Annotated in this window: 17 protein-coding genes; 12 read left to right on the top strand and 5 right to left on the bottom strand. The window is 66.0% G+C overall.

What is annotated here, in order from left to right; translation table 11 throughout:
• Nucleotides 1–92 precede the first annotated feature (92 nt).
• The 4 genes from SBI67_RS17740 (at nt 93) to SBI67_RS17725 (ending at nt 3928) form a co-directional block, all read left to right on the top strand.
• Complete coding sequence (locus SBI67_RS17740; RefSeq protein WP_318981806.1) at nt 93–830, top strand: GntR family transcriptional regulator; 738 nt, start codon at nt 93–95, stop codon at nt 828–830.
• Between the two features lie 222 nt (nt 831–1052).
• Nucleotides 1053–2039 (top strand): sugar ABC transporter substrate-binding protein, encoded by a 987-nt coding sequence (locus tag SBI67_RS17735; protein ID WP_318981805.1) that lies wholly within the window; start codon nt 1053–1055, stop codon nt 2037–2039.
• Nucleotides 2040–2041: 2 nt separating this feature from the next.
• Complete coding sequence (locus SBI67_RS17730; protein ID WP_318981804.1) at nt 2042–3100, top strand: ABC transporter permease; 1059 nt, start codon at nt 2042–2044, stop codon at nt 3098–3100.
• Between the two features lie 9 nt (nt 3101–3109).
• A complete protein-coding gene (locus SBI67_RS17725) occupies nt 3110–3928 on the top strand; it encodes an ATP-binding cassette domain-containing protein (RefSeq protein WP_318981803.1) in 819 nt (272 codons plus the stop codon).
• Between the two features lie 54 nt (nt 3929–3982).
• Here the strand turns inward: SBI67_RS17725 and SBI67_RS17720 are convergent, their stop codons facing one another.
• Nucleotides 3983–4927: an AraC family transcriptional regulator gene (locus tag SBI67_RS17720; protein WP_318981802.1), complete on the bottom strand. Its 945-nt coding sequence runs from the start codon at nt 4925–4927 to the stop codon at nt 3983–3985.
• A 114-nt stretch (nt 4928–5041) separates the two neighbouring features.
• Here SBI67_RS17720 and SBI67_RS17715 point away from each other — a divergent pair, with 114 nt between their 5' ends.
• Nucleotides 5042–6124: an aldo/keto reductase gene (locus SBI67_RS17715; RefSeq protein ID WP_318981801.1), complete on the top strand. Its 1083-nt coding sequence runs from the start codon at nt 5042–5044 to the stop codon at nt 6122–6124.
• Nucleotides 6125–6127: 3 nt separating this feature from the next.
• Here the strand turns inward: SBI67_RS17715 and SBI67_RS17710 are convergent, their stop codons facing one another.
• The 4 genes from SBI67_RS17710 to SBI67_RS17695 are packed head-to-tail and all read right to left on the bottom strand — an operon-like array spanning nt 6128 to nt 10150.
• Nucleotides 6128–7111, bottom strand: coding sequence for a Gfo/Idh/MocA family protein (locus SBI67_RS17710; RefSeq protein ID WP_318981800.1), 984 nt, complete (start codon nt 7109–7111; stop codon nt 6128–6130).
• A complete protein-coding gene (locus SBI67_RS17705) occupies nt 7108–7980 on the bottom strand; it encodes a sugar phosphate isomerase/epimerase family protein (RefSeq protein ID WP_318981799.1) in 873 nt (290 codons plus the stop codon). The genes SBI67_RS17710 and SBI67_RS17705 overlap by 4 nt, the downstream gene beginning before the upstream one ends.
• Nucleotides 7977–8996: a Gfo/Idh/MocA family protein gene (locus tag SBI67_RS17700; protein ID WP_318981798.1), complete on the bottom strand. Its 1020-nt coding sequence runs from the start codon at nt 8994–8996 to the stop codon at nt 7977–7979. The genes SBI67_RS17705 and SBI67_RS17700 overlap by 4 nt, the downstream gene beginning before the upstream one ends.
• On the bottom strand, nt 8993–10150 hold the full coding sequence (locus SBI67_RS17695) for a phytanoyl-CoA dioxygenase family protein (RefSeq protein WP_318981797.1): 1158 nt from the start codon (nt 10148–10150) through the stop codon (nt 8993–8995). Before SBI67_RS17695 ends, SBI67_RS17700 begins: the two co-directional genes overlap by 4 nt.
• 73 nt (nt 10151–10223) lie before the next feature.
• Between SBI67_RS17695 and SBI67_RS17690 the strand changes: the two genes are divergently transcribed.
• The 7 genes from SBI67_RS17690 (at nt 10224) to SBI67_RS17660 (ending at nt 18182) form a co-directional block, all read left to right on the top strand.
• On the top strand, nt 10224–11228 hold the full coding sequence (locus tag SBI67_RS17690) for a LacI family DNA-binding transcriptional regulator (RefSeq protein ID WP_318981796.1): 1005 nt from the start codon (nt 10224–10226) through the stop codon (nt 11226–11228).
• A 109-nt stretch (nt 11229–11337) separates the two neighbouring features.
• Complete coding sequence (locus tag SBI67_RS17685) at nt 11338–12186, top strand: PfkB family carbohydrate kinase (protein WP_318981795.1); 849 nt, start codon at nt 11338–11340, stop codon at nt 12184–12186.
• Nucleotides 12187–12508: 322 nt separating this feature from the next.
• Nucleotides 12509–14443, top strand: coding sequence for a 2-oxoacid:acceptor oxidoreductase subunit alpha (locus SBI67_RS17680; protein ID WP_318981794.1), 1935 nt, complete (start codon nt 12509–12511; stop codon nt 14441–14443).
• Nucleotides 14440–15519, top strand: coding sequence for a 2-oxoacid:ferredoxin oxidoreductase subunit beta (locus SBI67_RS17675; RefSeq protein WP_318981793.1), 1080 nt, complete (start codon nt 14440–14442; stop codon nt 15517–15519). Before SBI67_RS17680 ends, SBI67_RS17675 begins: the two co-directional genes overlap by 4 nt.
• Nucleotides 15520–15538: 19 nt before the next feature.
• Nucleotides 15539–16108, top strand: a complete 570-nt coding sequence (gene mobA / locus SBI67_RS17670) for a molybdenum cofactor guanylyltransferase (RefSeq protein ID WP_318981792.1) — start codon at nt 15539–15541, stop codon at nt 16106–16108.
• 1026 nt (nt 16109–17134) lie between these two features.
• Nucleotides 17135–17461, top strand: a complete 327-nt coding sequence (locus SBI67_RS17665) for a transglycosylase family protein (protein ID WP_318981791.1) — start codon at nt 17135–17137, stop codon at nt 17459–17461.
• Nucleotides 17462–17687: 226 nt separating this feature from the next.
• Entirely contained in the window at nt 17688–18182 is a 495-nt protein-coding gene (locus SBI67_RS17660; RefSeq protein ID WP_318981790.1) for a transglycosylase family protein, read from the top strand.
• The last annotated feature ends 30 nt before the right edge of the window (nt 18183–18212 follow it).

Raw genomic sequence — 18212 nt, 5'->3', positions numbered from 1 at the left:
GTCCGGACATTCTTACTTACAATCATTTTGCGGGTACTCTTGGCAATCACTTCCGGCAACCCCAGCCCGAACCCACGTCGATCGGAGTGAGAGTGACCCCGACATTGACTGTCGAGCTCGATCGGTCGAGTCCCATACCTTTGTACTTTCAGGTGGCTCAGGTCTTCGAGAAGGCCATCCTCACTGGGGAACTCAAACCCGGGGACCGTTTCGAGAACGAACTGGCACTGGCCAGCCGGCTCAGTCTGTCTCGGCCGACCACCCGTCGAGCCATCCAGGAGTTGGTCGACAAGGGGCTGTTGGTGCGCAAGCGCGGCGTCGGCACTCAGGTGGTGCAGACCCCGGTGCACCGGCCTGTCGAGCTGACGAGTCTGTTCGACGATCTGGCGCGGGCCGGCCAGGAACCGGCCACCAAGGTGCTCGACTACGTGGTCGGTCCGGCGTCCTCGGAGATCGCCGCCCATCTCAACCTCGAGCCGGGTGCCGAGGTGGTGATGATGCGCCGGCTGCGGTCGTCCGGGGGGCAGCCGCTGGCGTTGATGACCAATCATCTGCCGTCGCCGTTGGCCCCTGACCGGGAAGAACTCGAACGAGTCGGGCTGTATCAATCCCTGCGCTCACGTGGGGTGCACATCCGACTGGCCCGCCAGCGCATCGGCGCCAAGGCCGCCGATCGGGACGAGGCCCGGCTGCTCGCCGAGAAGGTCAAAGCGCCACTGTTGGTCATGGAGCGCACCGCATTCGACGATTCGGGTCGCATTGTCGAGTACGGCAGCCACGCCTACCGGGCGTCCCGGTACTACTTCGACACCACACTGGTGGACCGGTAACGCTTCGCCGACAAGGGATTTGGCTTATCTCGTGCCTGGGACGTGGGTCGCTCACGATGCGCGCAGCCGCGTCTCCGGCATTTGATATGCAGTCCTAATGTCAGAACAAAGTCTTGACTTTCGGATGTGAGCGGTATTACATCATGACCGAGGCCGTGTCGCTTGCCACTGGAGTCCGGGTGGAGCGAGTGCCCGCGGTGAGGTCGATAGCAAGGAGAAACGATGAGGTTCAGTCGGCTGATGGCGGTGGCCGGGGCGAGCGTGCTCGTGTTGGGTGCCAGCGCGTGTTCCAGCACCGGCGGCAAGCCCGACAGCAACGGCGGCGGCATGGGGGCCGGCTCGGCCGACACCCCGCGGGCCACCATCGCGATGATCACGCACGAAGTCCCTGGTGACTCGTTCTGGGACATGGTCCGCAAGGGCGCCGAGACCGCCGCCAAGAAAGACAACATCGAACTGCGCTACTCCAACGACCCGGAGGCCCCGAACCAGGCCAACCTGGTGCAGACCGCAGTGGACAGCGGGGTGCAGGGCATCGCCGTCACCCTGGCCAAGCCGGACGCCATGAAGAGCGCCGTCGAAGCCGCCACGGCCAAGGGCATCCCGGTGGTCGCGTTCAACGCCGGCGCCGATGCCTGGCAGGCGATGGGCGTCAAGGAGTTCTTCGGCCAGGACGATTACATCGCAGGGCAAGGCGCGGGGAAGCGGCTGGCCGCCGAAGGCGCCAAGAAGGTCATCTGCGTCATCCACGAGCAGGGCCACGTCGGCCTCGAATCCCGCTGCGCCGGCGTGAAGAACACCTTCCCGGCCACCGAGGTGCTCAACGTCAACGGTAAGGACATGCCCTCGGTCGAATCGACCATCACCGCCAAACTGCAGCAGGATCCCGGTGTCGACTACATCGTGACGCTCGGTGCGCCGTTCGCGATGACGGCCATGCAGTCGGTGAAGAACGCGGGCAGCAAGGCCAAGATCGGCACCTTCGACACCAACGCCGCGCTGGTGAACGCCATCAAGAGTGGCGATGTCCAGTGGGCCGTCGACCAGCAGCCGTTCCTGCAGGGCTACCTGGCCGTCGATTCGTTGTGGCTCTACCTGAACAACGGCAATGTGCTCGGCGGCGGCCAGCCGACCCTGACCGGTCCGTCGTTCATCGACAAGACCAATATCGACGCGGTCGCCAAGTACGCCGAAGCGGGGACTCGATAACAATGACCACCCAGGCAGACCTCAACCTGGAGACCCATACCGTCGTCCGCGACGAACGGGTCAAGGAACAGAACCGCTTGCAGCGCTTGCTGATCCGCCCTGAGATGGGGGCATTCGTCGGCGCGGTCGGCATCTTCGTCCTCTTCCTCATCGTGGCGCCGCCGTTCCGTACCCCGGAAGCGCTGGCCACGGTGCTCTACGCCAGCTCGACCATCGGCATCATGGCCGTCGGTGTCGGCGTGCTGATGATCGGCGGCGAGTTCGACCTGTCCTCGGGCGTCGCGGTCACCACCACCTCGCTGGCCGCGTCCATGCTGTCCTACAACCTGCACCTGAATCTGTGGGTGGGAGCGGCACTCTCGCTCGTCATCGCGCTGGCCGTCGGCTTCTTCAACGGCTATATGGTGATGCGAACCAAGATTCCGTCCTTCCTCATCACCCTGAGCTCGTTCTTCATGCTGACCGGTATCAACCTGGCGGTCACCAAACTGCTGTCCGGCCAGGTCGCCACCCCCAGCGTGTCGAACATGCAGGGCTTCGATTCCGGCAAGGCGGTGTTCGCCTCGTCGTTCACCATCTTCGGTATCTCGGTCCGGGTCACCGTGCTCTGGTGGATCTTGTTCACCGCCATCGCCACCTACGTCCTGTTCCGCACCCGGGTGGGCAACTGGATCTTCGCCGTCGGCGGCAACCAGGACAGTGCCCGCGCAGTCGGTGTTCCGGTGACCAAGGTGAAAATCGGGCTCTTCATGGTCGTCAGCTTCTGCGCCTGGTTTGTCGGCATGCACCTGCTGTTCGCCTTCAACACCGTGCAATCCGGGCAGGGTATCGGCAACGAGTTCTTCTACATCATCGCCGCGGTGGTCGGTGGCTGCCTGCTCACCGGTGGGTACGGCACCGCGATCGGCACGCTGATCGGCGCGTTCATCTTCGGCATGACCAACCAGGGCATCGTGTACGCGGGCTGGGACCCGGACTGGTTCAAGTTCTTCCTGGGCGCCATGCTGTTGTTCGCGGTGATCGCCAACAACGTCGTCCGCAACTACGCAGCGAAGCGTTAGGAGATCGTCGTGACTACTGCTGCCGAGACCCCCGTCGCCGAGACCCCGGCCGACGGCGGGGTGCCGCTGGTCGAACTCAAACACGTCGGCAAGAGCTACGGAAACATCATCGCGCTCAAGGACATCAACCTGCGGGTGGGTGCCGGTCAGGTGACCGGTGTCCTCGGTGACAATGGTGCGGGCAAGTCGACACTGATCAAGATCATCGCGGGCCTGCACAAGCCGAGCGAAGGCGAACTGCTCATCAACGGCAAGCCCACCACGTTCGAATCGCCCAAGGACTCGTTGAACGCCGGTATCGCGACGGTGTATCAGGATCTGGCGGTTGTTGCCCTGATGCCGGTGTGGCGCAACTTCTTTCTGGGCAACGAGCTGCGCAAGAAGGGCATTCTCAAGTCGTTGGACATCTCCGCGATGCGGGCGACGACCATCTCCGAGTTGCACAAGATGGGCATCGACCTGCCCGACGTCGATGCTCCGATCGGCTCGCTCTCGGGCGGCCAGCGGCAGTGTGTGGCCATCGCCCGCGCCATCTTCTTCGGGGCCCGGGTGCTGATCCTCGACGAGCCCACCGCCGCACTGGGTGTCAAGCAATCGGGCATGGTGCTGCGGTACATCACCGCGGCCAAGGAACAGGGTTTCGGGGTCATCTTCATCACCCACAACCCGCACCACGCGCACATGGTGGGCGATCACTTCGTGTTGCTCAACCGCGGCAGGCAGAAGCTGGACTGCACCTACGACGAGATCACGCTGGAGCACCTCACCCAAGAGATGGCCGGCGGCAACGAGTTGGAAGCGCTCAGCCACGAACTGGGCCGCCGCTGACCCCCAGCGGCTTGCCGAGGCTACGCTTTCTGGCCGGAACCACCGGGTTTTCGCTCAGAAAGCGTAGTTTCGGCGTTCCGGCATCTCGTCGCGGAGCCGGACCGCGTCCTGGCCCGGTGGAACGCCGAACAGCCGGCGGTACTCGCGGTTGAACTGCGAGGGGCTGTCGTAGCCCACTCGGTGGCCCACACCGGCGATATCGCCGGGCCGGGTGACGAGCAGCGATCGGGCCTGCTGCAGCCGAATCCGTTTCTGGAACTGCAGGGGGCTCATGGCCGTGACGGTCCGGAAGTGGCGGTGGAACGCCGACGCGCTCATGCCCGACATTCGAGCAAGGTCGTCGATACGCACCGGCTCGGCGTAGTTGTCCCGCATCCAGACGATCGCCTTGTTGACGTGGGTGAGCGTGCTGTCGGCGACACCGATCTGCCGGGCGATCGGGCCTTGCGGACCGGTGAGCAGCCGCCAGAGGATCTCCTGTTCGAGGAGCGGCGCCAGCACGGCGGCGTCGGTAGGGGTATCCAGTAACCCGACCAGTCGGGTGACCGCGTCCAGCAGTGCGGGATCGGCGTCCCCGGTGCCGAGTGCCGGGACGTCCACCGAACCGCGTGTCCAGGGCCGCGGTGGCGCGTGTAACAACAGCGCCGACAGCACCTCCGGACGCAACACCAGTCCCACCGCCAGTGCGGGATGGTCGCAACTGGTATCGAGATAGTGGCCGGTGACCGGCAGGCTTGCCGCCACCACCAAGCATTGTCCGGCGCGGTATTCGAACACCTCGTCCCCGAGCAGCAGTCGTTTGCCGCCCTGGGCCATCACCACGAGCAGCGGATCGGTCAGCGAGTAATCCGGGCCGTCGGCTCCGGTGACCTTCGACAGCAGCAGGCCGTCGATCCGCGTGTGCAGGTCGGGCCGCGCGTGCACGTCGATCAGTCGTCTGAGTTCGGACAGGGAATCCGTTGCCGAGCGCATACCGACAGCGAACCACATCGATGACATGATCGGCGCGATATCGGCAGGATTGTGCAATAGCGAAGGTCGATCAATCTACCGAGCATCTACTCCTCGGGATGGAATGGAGAAGTCCAATTTCCCTATCAAAGGAGCAGTTCGATGCCGCTCGACCACTACGTCACCCTCGGCCGGTCCGGTCTTCGCGTCAGCCCGTTCGCGCTGGGAGCGATGACCTTCGGAGAGGATCCCGGCGCTGCCGGAACCAGCGTCGAGGAGTCCGAGCAGATCCTTTCGGCGTATCTGGACCGCGGCGGCAACTTCGTCGATACGGCGAACTTCTACACCAACGGGCACTCCGAGAAGATCCTCGGAGACTTCTTCGCCCGCAGCCCCGGCCGCCGGCAACGCGTGGTGCTGGCCTCGAAATTCTTCGCCAATCTGTACCCGGGGGACCCCAACGGCGGCGGCGCGGGTCGCTCGGCGATCATCGCGCAACTGCACGAAACCCTGCGCCGGCTCCAGACGGACTACCTCGACGTCTACTGGCTGCACAACTGGGATCGGCACACGCCCATCGAGGAGACCATGCGCACCCTCGACGACCTGGTGCGCGCCGGGACGATCCGTTACATCGGTTTCTCGAACACGCCGGCCTGGGTCACCGCGCAGGCCCAGACCATGGCGGTGCTGCGGGGGTGGACCCCGTTGATCGCGCTGCAGGTGGAGTATTCGCTGCTGGCCCGCACCGTGGAGGGAGAGCTGGCACCGCTGGCGGCGGATCAGGGCATGGAGCTGGTGCCGTGGAGCCCGCTGAAGAACGGCTTCCTCTCGGGTAAGTACCGGCGGGGAGGTGAGGTGTCCGACTCGGCCCGCTCGGCCTACGTCGGCGGCCCGAGTGACGACGAGTTCACCGTCATCGAGACGGTTGACGCCATTGCGGAAGAACTCGGAACCAGTGCTGCGGCAGTCTCATTGGCCTGGTTGCGCGCTCGGCAAGGCACCGTCGTGCCGATCATCGGGGCCCGTCGGCTGGCGCATTTGGAGGCCAATCTGGCCGGTTTGGACGTCGTGCTCACGCCGGAACAAGGCGACCGCCTGGATCGGGTGTCCGCACCCGCGTTGAACTACCCGGCAGATCTGAACGGGACGATGCGCGCCACCCTGCAATTCGCCGGCACCACCGTCGATGGGCAGCCGTCCGGGGTCTATCCGCCGCTGCTGGCCAGCGCGGTGCGGTACTGAGCGTCACCGCACCGGCAACCCCGCCGCCCGGTACACCGCGTCGACCAGCGCCATATTGGCCACCGCGTCGTCGGTGCCGAACGGCAAGGGCCTGCCGTGCTCGACGTACGCGGCGAACGCCTCCAGCTGGTAGCTGTAGCTGGGGCGGGTGCCCAGATGCTGCACGGTGGCGCCGGCTGCCGTCGTCACCGTGAGCCGGTCGTCCTCGGCGGGATGGATGAAGTCGTGCACGAATGCGTCACCCTCGGTGCCCGTGATGCGCAGTGTGAACGAATAGTCTTCGGCCACCATCGAATTGGTCGACAGCCCACGGGCTCCACCCGGGAATGCGAATTCGGCATCACAGCGGGCGTCCACGCCGGGGGAGCGTTGCTCGGCATGCGCGCGCACCACCGACGGTGCGCCCGCCACGCCGGGTACGTCGAGGCGGCCGAGCGTCCGCATGATGTGCACGGCGTAGCAGCCCAGATCCATGACCGCGCCACCGGCGAGCTCCAGGGACCACCGCGGGTCGTCCGGGCCGGGTGCCGGCATCGCCATCCGAACCTCCACGGAGCGGATCTCGCCGAGCGTGCCGTCGGCGGCCAGAGCGAACGCGGTCTGTGTCACCGGATGAAAGGCGTAGTGGAAACCCTCCAGTACCGGAACGCCGGTGGCTTGTGCCGCGTCGGCGACGCGCCGTGCCTCGGCCTGATTACGGGCGAACGGCTTTTCGCTGAGCACCGGCTTGCCCGCCGCGATGGCGGCCAGGTTCCATCGCGCGTGCAGCGCGTTGGCCAGCGGGTTGTAGATCATGTCGACGTGTGCGTCGTCGATCACGTCCTGGTAAGAGTCGAGAACCCTTTCCACGCCGTACGTGCCGGCGAAGGCCTCGGCGCGACCGCGGTCCCGGGCCGCCACGGCCACCAGCCGGTGACCGAGTTCGGCCGCGGGCCCGACGATCGCGAGCTCGGCGATCCGGGAAGCACCCAGAACGCCGATCTTCACGCGGTGACGCTGTTCAGGAACGCGACACTGGCCCGCACGTCGGCGACCGGTCCGTCACCGGCGGGCACACCGTCCAGGATGGTGTCCTGCTCCATCACGAACCAGCCGTCGAAACCGTTGTCCCGCAACACCGACACGATGCCCGCAATATCGACGTCCCCGGTGCCCAAGGGCGTGTACATGCCCGCCTTGACGGCTTCGGTGTAGCTGAGCTCGCCGGACTGCACCTTGGCGGCCAGCGCCGCGTCGACATCCTTGAGATGCGTGTGTGCGATCCGGCCGGGGACGGCCTTGGCCAGCTCCAGTGGATCGGTGCCGCCGATCAGCAGATGCCCGGTGTCCAGGCACAGCGGGATCGTCGAGCCCGCCAGCACGCGGTCGACGTCCGCACGGGTCTCGACCATGGTGCCCACATGCGGGTGCAACACCGCCAGCAACCCGCGCGCCGAGACGATTCCGGCCAACCGGTCGAGATTGGACAGCAGCAACGACCACTGCGCGTCGTCCAGTACCGGCCGCGAGTCGTATCCGTCGGATCCGGTGGCCGCGGCCAGCACCACCACCCCGGCGCCGGCGGCCACCAGTGAATCCAGCGGGCCGGCAAGGTCTTCGGCGGGATCGTGATCGGCATCGTGCAGGACGACGGGGACGAATCCACCGACACAGGCCAGCCCGTGCCGCGCCAGCACCGACTGAAGTTCGGCGGTGTCGGTCGGCAGGAAGCCCTCCGGTCCGAGTTCGGTGGCGGTCAGTCCGGTGTCGCGCATCTCGGTCAGCACGCGCTCGGGGTCGAGTTGATATCCCCAACCGGGTACCTCACAGACGCCCCATGAGATCGGCGCTCCGGCGATCTTGATCGTCGTGCTCATGCCTTGCGAACCTCATCGAGGCGCACCGGGGTACCCCGGCGCAGCGACTCGGCGGCGGCCTCGGCCAGCCACGCCACCTCCACGGCGTCTTCGACCGTGGCGCCCGCGACCGGCGCGCCCTTGACCACCGCGAGGAAAGCGGCCAGTTCGGTGCGGAAGGCCTCGGTGAACCGGTCCATGAAGAAGTGGTGCGTAGGTCCGGTCGGGAAGCCGGACGGACCCGAGTTGTCGGGGTCCATGTTTCGCAGTGGGGCGCCCTGATCCCAGCCGGCGGCCACACTGTCGTCGAAGCCGTGCACCTCCAGGCGGCAGTCGTACCCGCGGGCGTTGTAGCGGGCGTTGGACACCACGCCCAGCGCCCCGCCGTCGAAGCGCACCACCACCGCGGCGGTGTCCACGTCGCCGTACTCGGTGAACAGCGGATCACCCTGGACCGATCCCGTGGCGTATACCTCGACCGGGTTCTGGCCGGTGATCCAGCGGATGACGTCGAAATCGTGTACGGCGCAATCCCGGAAGATCCCGCCGGAGCCCTTGATGTAGTCCATCGGTGGGGGAGCCGGATCCATGGTGGTGCTGCGTACCGTGTGGATGCGGCCGAGCGATCCGTCGTCGACGGCCCGTTTGGCCGCGGCGAAGGCCGCGTCGAACCGGCGCTGATAACCCACCTGTACCGGCACCCCGGCGCGGGCGATGGCTTCGGCCACCCGAGCGCTCTCGGCGGCGGTCGAGGCGATCGGCTTCTCGCAGAAGGTCGGGATACCCCGTTCCACCGCGGCCAGCGTCAACTCGGCGTGCGCCGGGGTCGCGGCGGCCACCACCACACCGTCGACACCGGAGGCCAGCAGCTCCTCAACGGTGTCGACGGCCTTGGCGCCGTGCTTGGCGGCGACGGTGGCCGCCACATCGGTCCGCTCGTCGGTGATCACCAGACCATCCAAACCGTCGAGATGCGAAAGGGTTTCGGTGTGGAACGCGCCTATGCGCCCCAGCCCGATAACGCCGAGGGTGGTCATGGAGTTCTCCGTTCTTGCTGTTGGGTGAGAATGGTGTCGAGCTCGTGGGAGCTCAGCTCGTCGGCCAGTGCGGCCAGCACGATGTCGACCTGGCTCAGGGGCGCCAGGCTGCCGATGGGCTGGTCGCTGTCCAGGTTGGTGGGAAAGGCGTAACCCTCGGCGGTGGCGTTGACCACATTGCTCAGGTCCCGCACCGGACGCCCCGCCCGCTTCATGGCCAGAAGCGCCGGGTACACCGCGCGCACCATGGCGGTGCGGTCCAGCGATTCCATGGCGCGGCCGAACGGTGAGGAGATCTGCAGCAGGTTCGCCATCCGAATGATGTCTTGCGAAACATTTTGACCCGCACCGTGATACAGGGCCGGATTGAAGAACACCGCGTCCCCCTTGCGCAGCGGCAGCTGGACGTGGTGCGCGGCGAAGAATTCGATGAACTCGGGTCGGTAGAAGGCGATATACCCGGCTTCGAAGCGCTGGGAATGGGGTAGCAGCATGGTCGGCCCACTGGCCACCGGCATATCGCAGTGGGCGACCGCACCCTGCAGCGTCAGTGCGGGGGACAGCCGGTGCAGGTGCGCCGGGTAGTCGGCCAGGTGTTGGGTGTCGACGAAGCCGAGGTGGTAGTCGCGATGCGGAACCTGCGCGCTGCCACCGGGATTGACGACGTTGACCTGCGAGGTGACCTGGTAGCGCGGCCCCAGCCAAGCCTGTGCCACCAGCGCGAGGGTGTCGGCGGCGTAGTACTGCGCGAATACGTCGGGGGCGAGCAGTGCGAGCTTCTGCGCGGCGTTCCAGATGCGGTCGTTGGCGCCGGCCTTGCCGAAGTGGTCACCTGCGGCACCGCCGGCCGCTCGCTGGCCGGCGATCAGGTGCTCGAACGCGGCGCTCGCGCGGTCCACCGCGTCGTGGCCGAAGGCACCCTCGAACACCACCACACCGGGGCCGTCGCTCAGCGCGCGGATCAGCTCGGTCTGCAGCCCGCGGCGATCGGCGCCGGCGATGGCGTCGGCCGAATACACCGGGACGTTATGCCGCACCTCGATGGCATGTGGGTAGTCGGCCGGGTCGGTGTCGCGCAGCACCTGGGCCCGGAAATCCGCCAGCGAGCAGTCGGATTCGGTGACCCAGGTGGATCTGGTGAGTGGCGCGACCATAGCCGCCAGTCTTGCTGTGCGCTGTGTCATAATCAACGGCGAAAAACCATCAAAAAACCATCATCCAAAGGTCGTGATGCACCGGTACAAGGTTCGTGAGATCGCGCAGCAGTGCGGGCTGAGCGAAGCGACGGTGGACCGAGTGCTCAACGGCCGGCCCGGGGTGCGGCAGAACACCCGGTCCGAGGTGTTGCAGGCCATCGCCGACCTGGACAAGCAGCGGGCTCAATTGCGGCTCAACGGCCGTCGCTTCCTCGTCGACGTGGTGATGCAGACGCCACGGCGGTTCTCCGACGCGTTCCGGGCGGCCATCGAGGCCGAACTGCCTGCCTTCGCCCCGGCGATGCTGCGCGCCCGCTTCCATCTGTGGGAGTCCGGTTCCTCCGACCAGATGGTCGAGGAACTCGGCCGAATCAAGGGCAGCCACGGGGTCGTGCTCAAGGCCCAGGATGAGCCCGCGGTGGCCGAAGCGGTCGATCGCCTGGTGGCCGCGGGGGTCCCGGTGGTGACGTATACGACCGATATCCCCACCAGCGCCCGCTGTGCGTACGTCGGCATCGATAATCACGGCGCCGGTGTCACGGCGGCCTATCTCATGAATCAATGGCTCGGATCCTCCCCCTCGGGCGTGTTGATCACGCTCAGCCGGACCGTTTTTCGTGGCGAAGGAGAGCGCGAGGTGGGGTTCCGATCCGGACTGCGGGGCACCGGCAGGGAGATCATCGAGGTCAGCGACAGCGACGGCATCGACGCCGCCAACGAGAGATTGGTGCTCGACGCGCTGGAGCGGCATCCCGGGATCGAGGCGGTGTACTCACCCGGCGGCGGCAATACCGCGACGGTCGCGGCCTTCGACACCTTGGGGCGTCGATGCAAGGTGTTCATCGGCCACGATCTGGACGTCGACAATCGGCGGCTGCTGCGGGACGGGCGGATCTCGGTGGTGCTGCACAACGACCTGCGCGCGGATGCGCGCCTGGCGATGCGGGTGATCCTGGCCCAGCACGGCGCCCTGCCGGCCGAGCCTGTCCGCCCGACGCCCATCCAGGTCGTCACGCCGTACAACGTGCCGGCCTAAGTGGCCTGCTCAGGGCCCGCTCGGGTGCCCAGTCGGCCGCGGAATCTGATTCCGCGGCCATCGCGACTACGATTCCGCGAGAAAGTAAAGACATAAGGAGAACCGTTCGATGACGCCAGAGTTGGTCCCCGGCGTGACCGTGCTGGGCAACCTGGCGATCGACATCATCGACGGGGCCCAGCCCAGCCCCGGCGGCTGCGCCTCCTTCGCCGGGGTGGCGCTGGAAGCCGTCGAGGTGCTCGGTCACATCGTGGCGATGGGCGCCCCGGACGACCACGAGTTGTTCGACGAGGTCCTGGACCGGTTCGGCGATATCGTGCGGTTCCTGCCGTCGGACCGCACCAGCGGTTTCCGCCTCGACTACGACGACACCGACCACCGCCGGATGTCGGTCGACGCGATCGGCCCGGTGTGGACGCCCGCCGATATCGACACCGACGACCCACGCACCACGTGGATCCACCTCGCCCCGCTGCTGCGCACCGACTTCCCGGCCGGCACGTTGGCCCATCTGGCCGCGCGTGGGCACCGCATCGCCTACGACGGCCAGGGTCTGGTCCGAGCCGACCGGCTCGGCCCGCTGACGCTGGATCGCAACTTCTCGCCCGATCTTCTCCGCCACCTCGACATCCTCAAGCTCGCCGAGGACGAGGCGGTCATCGTCGCCGACGGTGATTTCGATGCCTCGACCGCCGAGTGGCTGGGAGTGCCGGAAATCGTGGTCACCTACGGCTCGGAGGGGTGCGACATCTACAAGGACGGCGCCGTGGTCCGGGTTCCCGCGGCGTGGCGGGTGTTGGGCGTACAGACCACCGGTGCCGGTGACATGTTCACCGCCTGTTACGTGGCCAATCGGGCCGATGGCGCGGACCCGCACCGGGCCGCCGAACTCGCCAGCGAACTCGTGGCCAGGGAGTTGCAGAAGCGCGTCGAGGTGGGGTCGGCGGACCGGCTGTGATGCCGATCCACGCCTGCTAAAGTTGACGGGTGTCAACTTTGATCACGACTCGGAGGCGCTCGGCTACTGGCTGGTAGCTAGCTTCTTAGAAATGACATTCTCATCGACGTGATGAACGCCACAAATATTGGGATTGGTGCCGTTCCCCACGTCCGTGAGCTGGATGTTTTTCGTTCAGTTACCCGCGTGTCGTCCGTTCGTGCTGGCAAAGACACCTTAAGAGAAGTGCAATAATGGTTACCGGTAGTGACACCAAAAATCTTCGACGCAAGGCCTCTCCTCGAAGCAGCCAGAGTTGATGGGGCGTGAAAGGCAGGGAGTCGTGGGCCAGAACGGCAATGGGGCCGCCCCGCGGCAGAAGCTGGAAAAGGTCGTTATCCGCTTTGCGGGCGACTCCGGCGACGGCATGCAACTCACCGGTGACAGGTTCACCTCGGAAGCGGCGCTGTTCGGCAATGACCTTGCCACCCAGCCGAATTACCCCGCGGAGATCCGCGCCCCCCAGGGCACCCTGCCCGGTGTCTCGTCGTTCCAGATCCAGATCGCGGACTACGACATCCTGACCGCAGGCGACCGTCCCGATGTGCTGGTGGCGATGAACCCCGCCGCGTTGAAGGCCAATGTCGGCGATCTGCCGCGGGGTGGCCTGATCATTGCCAACTCCGACGAGTTCACCAAGCGGAACCTGGCCAAGGTTGGGTACGAGGCGAACCCGCTGGAGACCGACGAGCTGTCCGACTACGTCGTCACCCCGGTGGCGATGACGACCCTCACCTTGGGCGCGGTCGAGGCCATCGGCGCCTCCAAGAAAGATGGCCAACGCGCCAAGAACATGTTCGCCCTCGGCCTGCTGTCCTGGATGTACGGCCGCGAGCTGGCCCACAGCGAAACCTTCATCCGGGAGAAGTTCGCCCGCAAGCCCGATGTCGCCGAGGCCAATGTGCTGGCGCTCAAGGCGGGCTGGAACTACGGCGAGACCACGGAGGCGTTCGGGACTACCTACGAGGTGTCCCCGGCCAAACTCAAGACCGGCGAGTACCGCCAGATTTCCGGCAATACCGCGCTGGCCTACGGCATCGTGGCCGCCGGTCACCTCAGCGATCTCCAGGTGGTGCTCGGCACCTACCCGATCACTCCGGCGTCGGACATCCTGCACGAGCTGTCCAAGCACAAGAACTTCAATGTGCTGACCTTCCAGGCCGAGGACGAGATCGCCGGTATCGGTGCGGCCATCGGCGCGTCCTACGGCGGCGCGCTCGGCGTCACCAGCACGTCGGGCCCTGGTGTATCGCTGAAATCCGAGGCCATGGGCCTGGCGGTGATGACCGAGCTGCCGCTGATCGTGATCGACGTGCAGCGCGGCGGGCCGTCCACCGGCCTGCCCACCAAGACCGAACAGGCCGACCTGCTGCAGGCTCTCTTCGGGCGCAATGGCGAATCACCCCTGGCGGTGCTGGCACCGGCCACCCCGTCGGACTGCTTCGACATCGCCGTGGAGGCCGCCAGGATCGCGGTGCACTACCACACGCCGGTCATCATCCTGTCCGACGGCGCGATCGCCAACGGCTCGGAGCCGTGGCGTATCCCCGATATCGCGAGCTACCCGCCGATCAAACACACCTTCGCCGAGGCCGGGCAGCCGTTCCAGCCCTACGCCCGTGACCCGGAGACATTGGCCCGGCAGTTCGCCATCCCCGGCACTCCCGGTCTTGAGCACCGCATCGGCGGCCTGGAGTCGGCCAACGGCTCCGGGGCCATCTCGTACGAGCCCAAGAACCACGACCTCATGGTCCGGTTGCGGCAGGCCAAGATCGACGGCATCGCGGTTCCCGACCTCGAGGTCGACGATCCGACCGGCGACGCCGAATTGCTGATGCTGGGCTGGGGTAGCAGCTACGGGCCGATCGGTGAGGCCTGCCGGCGGGCGCGACGCAACGGCGTCAAGGTGGCGCACGCTCAGCTGCGCTACCTGAATCCGTTCCCGGCCAACCTCGAACAGGTGCTGCGGCGGTACCCGAAGGTCGTCGTTCCCGAGATGAATCTGGGCCAGCTGGCCTTGCTGCTGCGCGGCCGGTTCCTGGTCGACGTGCAATCGGTGACCAAGGTCGAAGGCATGGCGTTCCTGGCCGACGAAGTCGAGGGCATCATCGGCGCGGCGCTGGACGGCACGCTGCGGCAGAAGGAAACTGACAAGGCGAAGTTCGCCCGGTTGGCCGCGGCCACCGTGGAATCTGTGGGAGCAGGAGCAGGAGCATGACCGACCTGATTGGCGCCGACCTGGGCCTGACCGAAGCCCTCACCAAGACGGCCCTGGTTCCGACGACGGATCAGCCGCAGAAGGGCAAGGACTTCACCAGCGACCAGGAGGTGCGCTGGTGCCCCGGGTGCGGTGACTACGTCATCCTCAACACCATCCGCAATTTCCTGCCCGAGCTCGGTCTGCGGCGCGAGAACATCGCGTTCATCAGTGGCATCGGCTGCTCAAGCCGGTTCCCGTATTACCTGGAGACCTACGGTTTCCACTCGATTCACGGTCGCGCCCCGACGATTGCCACCGGGCTCGCGCTGGCCCGTCCGGACCTGTCGGTGTGGGTGGTGACCGGCGACGGTGACTCGCTGTCGATCGGCGGCAACCACCTGATCCACGCGCTGCGCCGCAATATCAACATCACGATCCTGCTGTTCAACAACCGGATCTACGGCTTGACCAAGGGGCAGTACTCGCCGACCTCCGAGGTCGGCAAGATCACCAAGTCCACCCCGATGGGCTCGCTGGACTACCCGTTCAATCCGGTGTCGTTGGCGCTGGGCGCCGAGGCAACCTTCGTCGGGCGGGCGCTGGACTCCGATCGTGCCGGCCTGACCGAGGTGCTGCGCGCCGCGGCCAGCCACCGCGGTGCCGCGTTGGTCGAGATCATGCAGGACTGCCCGATCTTCAACGACGGATCCTTCGACGTGCTGCGCAAGGAGGGCTCCGAGGACCGGCTGATCAATCTACATCACGGTGAGCCGATCACGTTCGGTGCCGATGCCCAGTACTGCGTGGTGAAGTCGGGGTACGGCCTGGAGGTCGCCAAGACCGCCGATGTGGATGCCGACCAGATCGTGGTGCACAACGCCACGCTCGACGACCCGGCGTACGCGTTCGCGCTGTCGCGGCTGTCCGAGCAGAACCTCGAGCACATGGTCACCGGCATTTTCCGCCAGGTGAGCAAGCCGACCTACGACGACGCGGCCCGGCAGCAGGTTGCCGACGCACGCGCCGCCAAGCCGGGCGACACCGCCGCCCTGCAGGCATTGCTTCGCGGTAAAGACACCTGGTCCGTCGACTAGTCACGCTAACGTCATCTAGGTGACGTCATCTCCGCCACTGGCAGCAGTTGTGTTGGCAGGCGGGGCATCCCGCCGCATGGGTCGGGACAAGGCGATGCTGGTACTCGACGGGCAGACCTTTGTGGAACGCGTCGTCGCGGCGGTGTCTGAGCGGTGTGCGCCCGTGTTCGTGATCGCCGCCCCCGGTCAGGCCCTTCCCGAACTCCCTGCCGAGATTCTGCGTGACGAGGCGCGCGGTGTCGGCCCCTTGCTGGCTACCGCGCGAGGTCTGCGGGCCGCCGCCGAAGCCGGAGCGCAGCGGGCTTTCGTGTGTGCCGTCGACATGCCCTACCTGTCGGCCGAGTTGATCGACATCCTGGTCGCCGAGCCGTCGGTGGCCGATGTGGTCTTGCCCTGGGATGGCCGCGATCACTACCTGGCCGGTGTGTATCGGACCCGGCTGGCCGGTACTGCGGCGCAGCTGGTCGAGGCCGGTGAGCGCAGCATGCGCGCCCTGGTCGACGGCACCGTCGGGGTCGATACGCACCGCGTCGTGCTGGACGAGCAACGTGCGCTGGCCAACGTCAACACCGCGGCGGACCTCCCCTGACCGCGGTGAATTGCCCTCCGGTGCCATAGCAAATTGTCAATTCTGGCGGCTTCTGGCTCGAATTCAGGCCGGTATGTCGTTATTGGCTTTTATCTCCGACCGATAACGGAACGCACTATTTATTTGTCATCCGCCGCGGAACAGTGCGGTCGATGGGGATGCGGCCTCTGGCAGGTCGAAAACTGTTGCCTGACAACGGCATCAACCGTTCGATCCTGCGGTGCGGTTCGGGTTGTGCGCCGAAAGGCTCAGTGAGACAAGGCGGTAAGCTGTCCTAACTTCTTGCTGGTGTGGACGCCTCGTCCGCCCTCGTCGGATGGGGTGGTGGATCGACCTTTCGGTGGTTCGGTTTTGTCAACGGGGCAAGCCAAAGTGGCTGTGGCGCAGGATTTTTGGGCGTAGTGCTGATGCCGCGTCCTGATCTCCGCGTTTCGGCCGATGTCATTCGAACACCTTGCGGCAAAAGGGTTTTCGCGGATCGGAGGTATCGAGGGGGCGGTCGTGCCGGCCAGCGAACCGTGCGAGGGTAAAACCGCAGGTCAGCGTTCCCGAGTCGGCTCCAGTGGCGGACGTGAGGGAGGGTGGTTGAGCAAGGGTGGTCCAGCTCACAAAAACGTCGTGAGATGAATCACCAAATGATTGAGCACGCCGGTTTCGGGCATCGCCGTCAATCTTTATGCTGACCTGCACAGTTGACCCATAGGGACCGTCGTGATCTTCTCGTGATCTTCTCGTGACACGTTCTAGATGTGATGTGACTTCGCCGGGACGGTTTTGTACGTTTTTGTCGACTCCCTGACCGGAGCAAATAATTTCACATCAAAACCTGCGTGTGTGCGGGGCTTCTGCGGCGAGGACCGTGGGAGCGGCCGGGGCCGATTTCCCCGGCGAGGCGATCGTCATGCCTCCCGCTGTCGTGCCCGACCGAGAAGGCACGGCCCAATTTCCCGCCTGGGTGATCCAGGCATTTCACGCCCGCGCGAGTGCGGGTGTTCTTTTGGCGCGCGCTTGGCGAGAGGATCGAAGTTGAAGAACATCCGCACGACGTTCGGTATGGCCGCCATCGCCGGGGCGCTCGCAGTTGCGCCTGTGGCCCTGGGGGCGGGTACCGCCAATGCGGACAACGGTGTGAACTGGGATGCCGTCGCGGCCTGTGAATCGGGCGGCAACTGGGCCATCAACACCGGCAATGGCTACTACGGGGGTCTGCAGTTCACCTTGGGCACCTGGCGGGCCAACGGGGGCAACGGTTCGCCCCACCAGGCCAGCCGGGAGGAGCAGATCCGCGTCGCCAACAACGTGCTTCGCTCGCAGGGCATCGGCGCCTGGCCGGTGTGCGGCCGTCGGGGCTGACGCGCGTCCTATATCAAACACGTCACAATGGCGCCGGGTTTCGACTTCGGCGCCATTGTTTTCTCACGAATAACGCCAATATCCAGGGGCCACATAAGAAACCCCTAAAACTTCGGCATCGTCAGTAACACACGATTTCCCTCACTCGAAACACGGGTAACCGCAGTGCCAGAAAGCACCATCAAACACATGCGGAACTTGTGTCACCGGTCGGGGAAGGACCGCAATGAAGAACATCGGCGTTGCTCTGCAGAAGACTCTCACCCGCATGCTGTGGGTTGTGGCCGCGGCCGGTGCCTTCGCCGTTGCGCCGCTGACCCTGGCGGCGACGGCCAGCGCCGACAGCGGCGTCAACTGGGACGCCATCGCCCAATGTGAGTCGGGCGGCAACTGGTCCATCAACACCGGCAACGGGGCGTCCGGCGGACTCCAGTTCAAACAAGCCACCTGGACCGCCAACGGGGGAGTCGGGGCGCCGCACCAGGCCAGCCGCGCCGAGCAGATCCGCGTTGCCGAGAACGTGCTGCGCACCCAGGGGCTCGATGCCTGGCCGAGCTGCGGCGCCAAGGGCGCCACCCCGGCTGTCTGGACCACTCCCGCACCCGCCGGCCAGACCCCGGCCGCCACCGGTTGCCAGGCCATCCGGCCCGGTGCGATCCTCGGCATCTTCGACATCCGCAAGATGTGCACCGCGCTCGCCGCCTTCGGACAACCGCGCTGACGTCCCCGCGAAAGGTTTGGGATCGGTAGC

The sequence above is a fragment of the Mycolicibacterium chengduense genome (assembly GCF_033741155.1).
Classification (GTDB): Bacteria; Actinomycetota; Actinomycetes; order Mycobacteriales; family Mycobacteriaceae; genus Mycobacterium.
Note: the sequence above shows the minus strand (reverse complement) of the source record. Positions and strands in the feature narration are given on the sequence as shown.

Bases quoted from the DNA above. Each gene is read 5' to 3' on its own strand.
- SBI67_RS17735 (WP_318981805.1), top strand. From the start codon at position 1,053: ATGAGGTTCAGTCGGCTGATGGCGGTGGCCGGGGCGAGCGTGCTCGTG.
- SBI67_RS17730 (WP_318981804.1), top strand. From the start codon at position 2,042: ATGACCACCCAGGCAGACCTCAACCTGGAGACCCATACCGTCGTCCGC.
- SBI67_RS17720 (WP_318981802.1), bottom strand. From the start codon at position 4,927: ATGTCATCGATGTGGTTCGCTGTCGGTATGCGCTCGGCAACGGATTCC.
- SBI67_RS17715 (WP_318981801.1), top strand. From the start codon at position 5,042: ATGCCGCTCGACCACTACGTCACCCTCGGCCGGTCCGGTCTTCGCGTC.
- SBI67_RS17705 (WP_318981799.1), bottom strand. From the start codon at position 7,980: ATGAGCACGACGATCAAGATCGCCGGAGCGCCGATCTCATGGGGCGTC.
- SBI67_RS17700 (WP_318981798.1), bottom strand. From the start codon at position 8,996: ATGACCACCCTCGGCGTTATCGGGCTGGGGCGCATAGGCGCGTTCCAC.
- SBI67_RS17695 (WP_318981797.1), bottom strand. From the start codon at position 10,150: ATGGTCGCGCCACTCACCAGATCCACCTGGGTCACCGAATCCGACTGC.
- SBI67_RS17685 (WP_318981795.1), top strand. From the start codon at position 11,338: ATGACGCCAGAGTTGGTCCCCGGCGTGACCGTGCTGGGCAACCTGGCG.
- SBI67_RS17675 (WP_318981793.1), top strand. From the start codon at position 14,440: ATGACCGACCTGATTGGCGCCGACCTGGGCCTGACCGAAGCCCTCACC.
- SBI67_RS17660 (WP_318981790.1), top strand. From the start codon at position 17,688: ATGAAGAACATCGGCGTTGCTCTGCAGAAGACTCTCACCCGCATGCTG.